The 5,545-nt window shown below is 55.7% G+C and carries 3 rRNA genes; all 3 read right to left on the bottom strand.

Going from position 1 to position 5,545, the window contains the following annotated elements:
• Nucleotides 1–4: 4 nt before the first annotated feature.
• Nucleotides 5–121, bottom strand: a 5S ribosomal RNA gene (gene rrf / locus D8M35_RS15415).
• Between the two features lie 140 nt (nt 122–261).
• Nucleotides 262–3,390: ribosomal RNA gene (locus D8M35_RS15410) — 23S ribosomal RNA — on the bottom strand.
• A 440-nt stretch (nt 3,391–3,830) separates the two neighbouring features.
• A 16S ribosomal RNA gene (locus D8M35_RS15405) occupies nt 3,831–5,352 on the bottom strand.
• Together the 16S, 23S and 5S rRNA genes form the textbook arrangement of a ribosomal RNA operon.
• Between the last annotated feature and the right edge of the window lie 193 nt (nt 5,353–5,545).

Below are 5,545 nucleotides of genomic sequence, written 5' to 3'. Positions count from 1 at the left end.
TTGAGTCCGGCGGCGTCCTACTCTCCCACAAGGTCCCCCTTGCAGTACCATCGGCGCTGAGAGGCTTAGCTTCCGGGTTCGGAATGTGACCGGGCGTTTCCCTCTCGCTATGACCACCGGAACACTGTCGACCCAGATCCTGGATCAAACCATTGTTCCTTCAGAGCATTGCTGAAGTATTCAGTTTGATTCCCGATCGTCTGTCGGGAACCACAAAGTGGACGCGAGCCCGCAGCGGTGAACCGCCACGGTAAAAAGTGTGTTGTCAAGTCTTCGGCTTATTAGTACCGGTCAGCTCCACGGGTCGTTAGTCCCCGCTTCCACATCCGGCCTATCAACCCAGTAGTCTGCTGGGAGCCTCTCACACTCAAGGTGCATGGAAATCTCATCTCGAAGACGGCTTCCCGCTTAGATGCTTTCAGCGGTTATCCGGTCCGAACGTAGCTAATCAGCGGTGCCCTTGGCAGAACAACTGACACACCAGAGGTTCGTCCATCCCGGTCCTCTCGTACTAGGGATAGATCTTCTCAAATTTCCAACGCGCGCAGCGGATAGGGACCGAACTGTCTCACGACGTTCTAAACCCAGCTCGCGTACCGCTTTAATGGGCGAACAGCCCAACCCTTGGGACCTACTCCAGCCCCAGGATGCGACGAGCCGACATCGAGGTGCCAAACCATGCCGTCGATATGGACTCTTGGGCAAGATCAGCCTGTTATCCCCGAGGTACCTTTTATCCGTTGAGCGACAGCGCTTCCACAAGCCACTGCCGGATCACTAGTCCCGACTTTCGTCCCTGCTCGACCTGTCAGTCTCACAGTCAAGCTCCCTTGTGCACTTACACTCGCCACCTGATTGCCAACCAGGTTGAGGGAACCTTTGGGCGCCTCCGTTACTCTTTGGGAGGCAACCGCCCCAGTTAAACTACCCATCAGGCACTGTCCATGAACCCGATCAGGGTCCTACGTTAGACATCCAAAGTGACCAGAGTGGTATTTCAACAATGACTCCACGAACACTAGCGTGCCCGCTTCACAGTCTCCCACCTATCCTACACAAGCCACTCCGAACACCAATACCAAACTGTAGTAAAGGTCACGGGGTCTTTCCGTCCTGCTGCGCGTAACGAGCATCTTTACTCGTAGTGCAATTTCGCCGAGTTCGCGGTTGAGACAGCTGGGAAGTCGTTACGCCATTCGTGCAGGTCGGAACTTACCCGACAAGGAATTTCGCTACCTTAGGATGGTTATAGTTACCACCGCCGTTTACTGGGGCTTAAATTCAGAGCTTCGCCCGAGGGCTAACCCTTCCTCTTAACCTTCCAGCACCGGGCAGGCGTCAGTCCGTATACATCGTCTTGCGACTTCGCACGGACCTGTGTTTTTAGTAAACAGTCGCTTCCCACTGGTCTCTGCGGCCTTCAACGCTCAACGACGAGAAGTCGTATCACGTGTCCGGCCCCCCTTCTCCCGAAGTTACGGGGGCATTTTGCCGAGTTCCTTAACCACGATTCTCTCGATCTCCTTGGTATTCTCTACCTGACCACCTGAGTCGGTTTCGGGTACGGGCGGCTGCAACCTCGCGTCGATGCTTTTCTCGGCAGCATAGGATCACTGATTTCCCCTTACGGGTACGCGTCGGATCTCAGGCACGCAGACGACGGATTTGCCTATCGTCAGCCCTACATCCTTACACCAGGTTCACCTTACGGATACCATCGCCTGGCTCAGCTACCTTCCTGCGTCACACCTGTTCATACGCTAGCCGCACCAGCATGGGGTCGAGCGTTAGACCGGACACCATCACCCCGAAGGGATCCGGAACATCCGGGTTAGGACTCTTAGCACCACTGGATTAGCTTGGGCGGTTGTTCGCCGGTACGGGAATATCAACCCGTTGTCCATCGACTACGCCTGTCGGCCTCGCCTTAGGTCCCGACTTACCCAGGGCGGATTAACCTGGCCCTGGAACCCTTGGTCTTTCGGAGGACGGGTTTCTCACCCGTCTTTCGCTACTCATGCCTGCATTCTCACTCGTGTGGCGTCCACGGCTGGATTACTCCGCCGCTTCACTCGCCACACGACGCTCTCCTACCACTCCGCACGACTGAACCACGAAGGCTTGTCTGTGTGCGAAATCTACAACTTCGGCGGTGTGCTTGAGCCCCGTTACATTGTCGGCGCGGAATCACTTGACCAGTGAGCTATTACGCACTCTTTCAAGGGTGGCTGCTTCTAAGCCAACCTCCTGGTTGTCTGTGCAACTCCACATCCTTTCCCACTTAGCACACGCTTAGGGGCCTTAGTTGGTAGTCTGGGTTGTTTCCCTCTCGACGATGAAGCTTATCCCCCACCGTCTCACTGCTGCGCTCTCACTCACCGGCATTCGGAGTTTGGCTGACGTCAGTAACCTGTTGAGGCCCATCGGCCATCCAGTAGCTCTACCTCCGGCGAGAAACACGCAACGCTGCACCTAAATGCATTTCGGAGAGAACCAGCTATCACGAAGTTTGATTGGCCTTTCACCCCTATCCACAGCTCATCCCCTCCATTTTCAACTGAAGTGGGTTCGGTCCTCCACGACGTCTTACCGTCGCTTCAACCTGGCCATGGATAGATCACTTCGCTTCGGGTCTAGGACATGCGACTGTATCGCCCTATTCAGACTCGCTTTCGCTACGGCTGCCCCACACGGGTTAACCTCGCCACATATCACTAACTCGCAGGCTCATTCTTCAAAAGGCACGCCGTCACCCCTACAAGGAGGCTCCGACGGTTTGTAAGCAAACGGTTTCAGGTACTATTTCACTCCCCTCCCGGGGTACTTTTCACCTTTCCCTCACGGTACTTGTCCGCTATCGGTCATCTGGGAGTATTTAGGCTTATCAGGTGGTCCTGACAGATTCACACGGGATTTCTCGGGCCCCGTGCTACTTGGGATACACATCCGGCCATAACACCATTTCGTCTACGGGGCTGGCACCCACTACGGCCCGGCTTTCAAACCGGTTCGACTATGATGCGCTGTAACCGCCCCAGTCCGGCAGAACTGAGCGACGTGTCCCACAACCCCGACCATGCAACGCCCGCCGGCTATCACACATGATCGGTTTAGCCTCATCCGCTTTCGCTCGCCACTACTCACGGAATCACATGTTGTTTTCTCTTCCTGTGGGTACTGAGATGTTTCACTTCCCCACGTTCCCTCTACCCGCCCTATATATTCAGGCGGGAGTCACCAGGTCACAAAAGCGCCCAGCGGGGTTTCCCCATTCGGAAATCCTCGGCTCACAGCTCGATTATCAGCTCCCCGAGGCTTATCGCAGATTTCTACGTCCTTCTTCGGCTCCAGATGCCAAGGCATCCACCGTTTGCTCTTAGAAACTTGACCACAAAGATTAAAAATTGCAATCCACTCACAACGTGACCCACCCAAAGGCCGGTCAACCATTGCAAGCGATTTTCAAAGATGCTCGCGTCCACTGTGTAGTTCTCAACATACGATCGGCACCACACTCCCCCAACCGGAACCGGTCAGCTTCATGTGGCCCATCGAAGAACCATGCGGATCACTCCGCCGGCTCAACCCCCAACCAGGTCACACCCGGTCAGGAAGCCTGGTCCCTCAGGACCCAACAACGTGCACCAGCCGACCCGCCCACCCCGACCCGTTCCAACCCGACCCCTGAAGGCCTGGCGTACTGAGACCGGAAGCGAACGCTCCCGACTGCACTGTCAATGTTCCACCCATGAGCTACCGGCAACCACGTTCGGGTTGCATCGGCGCCTGAACCGAACACCTGCAAGCAGGGCCGGTCAGATGCTCCTTAGAAAGGAGGTGATCCAGCCGCACCTTCCGGTACGGCTACCTTGTTACGACTTAGTCCTAATCACCGATCCCACCTTCGACGGCTCCTTCCACAAGGGTTAGGCCACCGGCTTCGGGTGTTACCGACTTTCATGACTTGACGGGCGGTGTGTACAAGGCCCGGGAACGTATTCACCGCAGCGTTGCTGATCTGCGATTACTAGCGACTCCGACTTCATGAGGTCGAGTTGCAGACCTCAATCCGAACTGAGACCGGCTTTTTGGGATTCGCTCCACCTTACGGTATCGCAGCCCTTTGTACCGGCCATTGTAGCATGCGTGAAGCCCAAGACATAAGGGGCATGATGATTTGACGTCATCCCCACCTTCCTCCGAGTTGACCCCGGCAGTCTCCTATGAGTCCCCGCCATAACGCGCTGGCAACATAGAACGAGGGTTGCGCTCGTTGCGGGACTTAACCCAACATCTCACGACACGAGCTGACGACAACCATGCACCACCTGTACACCGACCACAAGGGGGCGACCATCTCTGGCCGTTTCCGGTGTATGTCAAGCCTTGGTAAGGTTCTTCGCGTTGCATCGAATTAATCCGCATGCTCCGCCGCTTGTGCGGGCCCCCGTCAATTCCTTTGAGTTTTAGCCTTGCGGCCGTACTCCCCAGGCGGGGCGCTTAATGCGTTAGCTACGACACAGAAACCGTGGAAAGGTCCCTACATCTAGCGCCCAACGTTTACGGCGTGGACTACCAGGGTATCTAATCCTGTTCGCTCCCCACGCTTTCGCTCCTCAGCGTCAGTTACGGCCCAGAGATCTGCCTTCGCCATCGGTGTTCCTCCTGATATCTGCGCATTCCACCGCTACACCAGGAATTCCAATCTCCCCTACCGCACTCTAGTCTGCCCGTACCCACTGCAAGCCCGAGGTTGAGCCTCGGGATTTCACAGCAGACGCGACAAACCGCCTACGAGCTCTTTACGCCCAATAATTCCGGACAACGCTTGCACCCTACGTATTACCGCGGCTGCTGGCACGTAGTTAGCCGGTGCTTTTTCTGCAGGTACCGTCACTTTCGCTTCTTCCCTACTAAAAGAGGTTTACAACCCGAAGGCCGTCATCCCTCACGCGGCGTTGCTGCATCAGGCTTTCGCCCATTGTGCAATATTCCCCACTGCTGCCTCCCGTAGGAGTCTGGGCCGTGTCTCAGTCCCAGTGTGGCCGGTCACCCTCTCAGGCCGGCTACCCGTCGTCGCCTTGGTGAGCCATTACCTCACCAACAAGCTGATAGGCCGCGAGTCCATCCCCAACCAAAAAATCTTTCCACCACCAGACCATGCGGCCAGTGATCATATCCAGTATTAGACGTCGTTTCCAACGCTTATCCCAGAGTCAGGGGCAGGTTACTCACGTGTTACTCACCCGTTCGCCACTAATCACAGGAGCAAGCTCCTGATCATCGTTCGACTTGCATGTGTTAAGCACGCCGCCAGCGTTCGTCCTGAGCCAGGATCAAACTCTCCGTAAAAAAATACAGATCCGACACCCGAAAGCGCCGAACCGAGTTGATTCTGACTGTTGACTGTCTACTGACAATCTTCAATCCAAAAGGAATTGTCTCCGACGACCACAACCAAAGCTGCAATCGCACGGGGTCAATAAATTGGCATTGACAATGTGCACGCTGTTGAGTTCTCAAGGACCAGACGCACCCCCCACTC

Origin of the sequence: Curtobacterium sp. HSID17257 (assembly GCF_003989515.1) — a bacterium.
In the GTDB taxonomy this organism is placed as follows: Bacteria; Actinomycetota; Actinomycetes; order Actinomycetales; family Microbacteriaceae; genus Curtobacterium.
This window is presented reverse-complemented; position numbering and strand designations above follow the sequence as displayed.